This is a genomic window from Falsihalocynthiibacter sp. CO-5D18, from assembly GCF_041205445.1.
Lineage (GTDB): Bacteria > Pseudomonadota > Alphaproteobacteria > Rhodobacterales > Rhodobacteraceae > Falsihalocynthiibacter > Falsihalocynthiibacter arcticus.
This window is the reverse complement of the sequence record NZ_JBGFCF010000044.1, coordinates 1-2,351: the sequence shown is the minus strand read 5'-3', so window position 1 is coordinate 2,351 and position 2,351 is coordinate 1. Positions and strand designations below refer to the sequence as shown.

General features: G+C 53.9%; 2 protein-coding genes and 1 pseudogene. 2 read left to right on the top strand and 1 reads right to left on the bottom strand.

Going from position 1 to position 2,351, the window contains the following annotated elements; translation table 11 throughout:
• Positions 1-291, bottom strand: a pseudogene (locus AB9F27_RS21700) (MurR/RpiR family transcriptional regulator); the annotation flags it as partial.
• 188 nt (positions 292-479) lie between these two features.
• Between AB9F27_RS21700 and AB9F27_RS21695 the strand changes: the two are divergent.
• Together AB9F27_RS21695 and AB9F27_RS21690 are read left to right on the top strand one after the other, a co-directional pair.
• Positions 480-1,001, top strand: coding sequence for a TRAP transporter small permease (locus AB9F27_RS21695; RefSeq protein ID WP_369756649.1), 522 nt, complete (start codon positions 480-482; stop codon positions 999-1,001).
• A complete protein-coding gene (locus AB9F27_RS21690) occupies positions 998-2,281 on the top strand; it encodes a TRAP transporter large permease (protein WP_369756648.1) in 1,284 nt (427 codons plus the stop codon). Before AB9F27_RS21695 ends, AB9F27_RS21690 begins: the two co-directional genes overlap by 4 nt.
• Positions 2,282-2,351 lie beyond the last annotated feature (70 nt).

The window sequence follows — 2,351 nt, the reverse complement described above, 5'->3', positions numbered from 1 at the left end:
GGCGAGATTTTGCGCCAACCGCAGTTTAAAATCACGAAAGCCATCACACCCCAAACTGCGACAAAACCGGATGACGGTGGGCTTACTGACGCCGCAATCCTTGGCCAGATCGCCGATGGTCATAGAGCTAATCGCCTTGAGGTTTTCCTTGACATAATCCGCGACTTTTTGCTCCTGAGCCGCGAGACTGCCGTCGCGGCGATGCAGCGCCGAAATCACGTCCGTGATACCAAAGCGGCCCTTTTGGGGCGGCAGATCTTGGAGTTCAGGTGTGGTTGAAGCCTTGGGCACGGGTATTTTCCTAACGTCACTATTGCGTACCTTAGTTACACCCCGTCAGGAATATTGGCAACAAATTACATGATAATGGGTGTTTGCGGCGGATTTATGTACCTTAGTAACGAATAACTCTTGATTTTACCCCCGACGGCAGTGCAGAATGAAACTCGGTTACAGAATCGACATTGGGGAGGGTGTTCATGCGAAACTGGTCTGCAAATACAAGCGCACGCATAAATGTGACAGTGGAGGCGATCGTTGCCGCCCTAATGTTGGCGTTGGTTTTGGATGTCTGGCTGGGTGTGGTGGATCGCTATTATTTCCATTGGCAATTGCCTTGGCCAGAAGTTCTGGCGCGCTATCTGATGATCTGGGCCGCGATGTTGGCGGTGTCCTCTGGCATTGCACGGCGGGATCACATTGGCCTGACCGCGTTTATCATGATTTTGCCGCATCGCGTGCGGCGGGCAGTTTTGATCGCCGTTGACGTCCTTGCGCTCGCCCTTTTTCTTTACGTCACATGGTACGGCATCGGATTTGCCCTCAGCGGTGCCCCGCGCCAGGCTATGATTTTTGGCGCGAGCCTTGCGCCCTTCTACGCGGCCATTCCTGTCGCGGCGGGATTGTCTTCGCTCCAAATTGTCCTCGCCCTTCTGCGGGATATGGGCGGCCATATTGATGAACCACCTTTCAACGATCACCTTGAGGAGGACCTCGTATGATTGTCGCTTTCGCCTTCGTGGCCCTTATTCTCTTTGGCATGCCAATCGGTTTCGCCATCGGACTGGCGGGTGTCATCGGCTTGATTGATATGGGTGGCACCCAGTTTTTGCCCATTGGTCCCAGCAAGATTTTCAACGGGCTGAACAATTTTCCGTTTCTGGCGATGCCGTTCTTTATTCTCGCTGGCGAAATCATGAATGATATCGGCATCACCAGTCGGCTTGTGAAACTGGCGCAGGTGCTGGTTGGGCGGTTCCGTGGAGGATTGGCGCATACCAATATGCTGGCCTCGGTGTTTTTCGCTGGATTGACCGGATCGGCCACCGCAGATGCCGCCGCATTTGGTCGCACATTGGTTCCTGCGATGGTGAAGGAAGGCTACAAACGCGACTATGCTTGTGCGGTCACGGCGGCGGGGTCCATCATCGGGCCGACCATTCCGCCCTCGGGTTTGATGGTTGTCTACGGATCGTTGATGGGCGTTTCGATTGCGGGATTGTTCGCAGCGGGGGTTCTTCCGGGCCTTGTTATTTGTGTGGTGTGCATGGGCGTGATCGCCATTGGCGGCAAACGCGAGAACCTGCCCAAAGCCAGCCGTGGCGCGACGCCGCGCGAAATTTGGGACACGTTTGTCTCGTCGCTCACAGCGCTTGCCATGCCCGTAATTATCCTCGGCGGAATTTTGGGCGGCATCGTAACACCAACCGAAGCCGCCTCAATCGCTGTGGCCTATGCGGTGTTTATCGGGGTGTTCGTTTTCCGCACGCTCACCATCAAGGGTTTCTATTCCATGCTGGTACGCACAGCGCGCATCACTGGAGTCATTTTCGTCATCATCGCCTTCGCTGGAATCCTCGGCTGGTGGATGAGTTTTGAGCGTATACCTCAGTTGATTGCCGAAACAGTATTGGGGCTATCCGACAACCGCTACGCCGTCATCGCCATCATCATCTGTCTCCTTTTGGTCGTCGGCATGGTGATGGATATCACCGCAATCCTCATCATTTTGGCTCCCGTTTTGGTGCCATTGACCGAACAGGTCGGGCTAGAGCCGATCCACGCAGGTATCATTTTCATCTTGGCGCTGAATATATCGCTGATGACACCGCCAGTTGGGGCCTGCCTCTTTGTCCTGTCTTCGGTGACAGGGGAAAAAATCGAACGTATTTCCATCAAACTATTCCCGTTTCTTATAGCGGAAATCGCCATCCTCTTTGCTTTTGCCTTCTGGGAAGACGCGGCCCTTTGGTTGCCCCGAATGCTCGGTTTTGCTCAATAATCCAACCCTTCAATCCCAACTCAATAGGAGAAGATCAATGAAATCCATTCTGACAAGTGCGGCCATTGTT

What these genes read in the sequence shown, in the direction of transcription:
- AB9F27_RS21695 (WP_369756649.1), top strand. Translation starts at nt 480, where the DNA reads ATGCGAAACTGGTCTGCAAATACAAGCGCACGCATAAATGTGACAGTG.
- AB9F27_RS21690 (WP_369756648.1), top strand. Translation starts at nt 998, where the DNA reads ATGATTGTCGCTTTCGCCTTCGTGGCCCTTATTCTCTTTGGCATGCCA.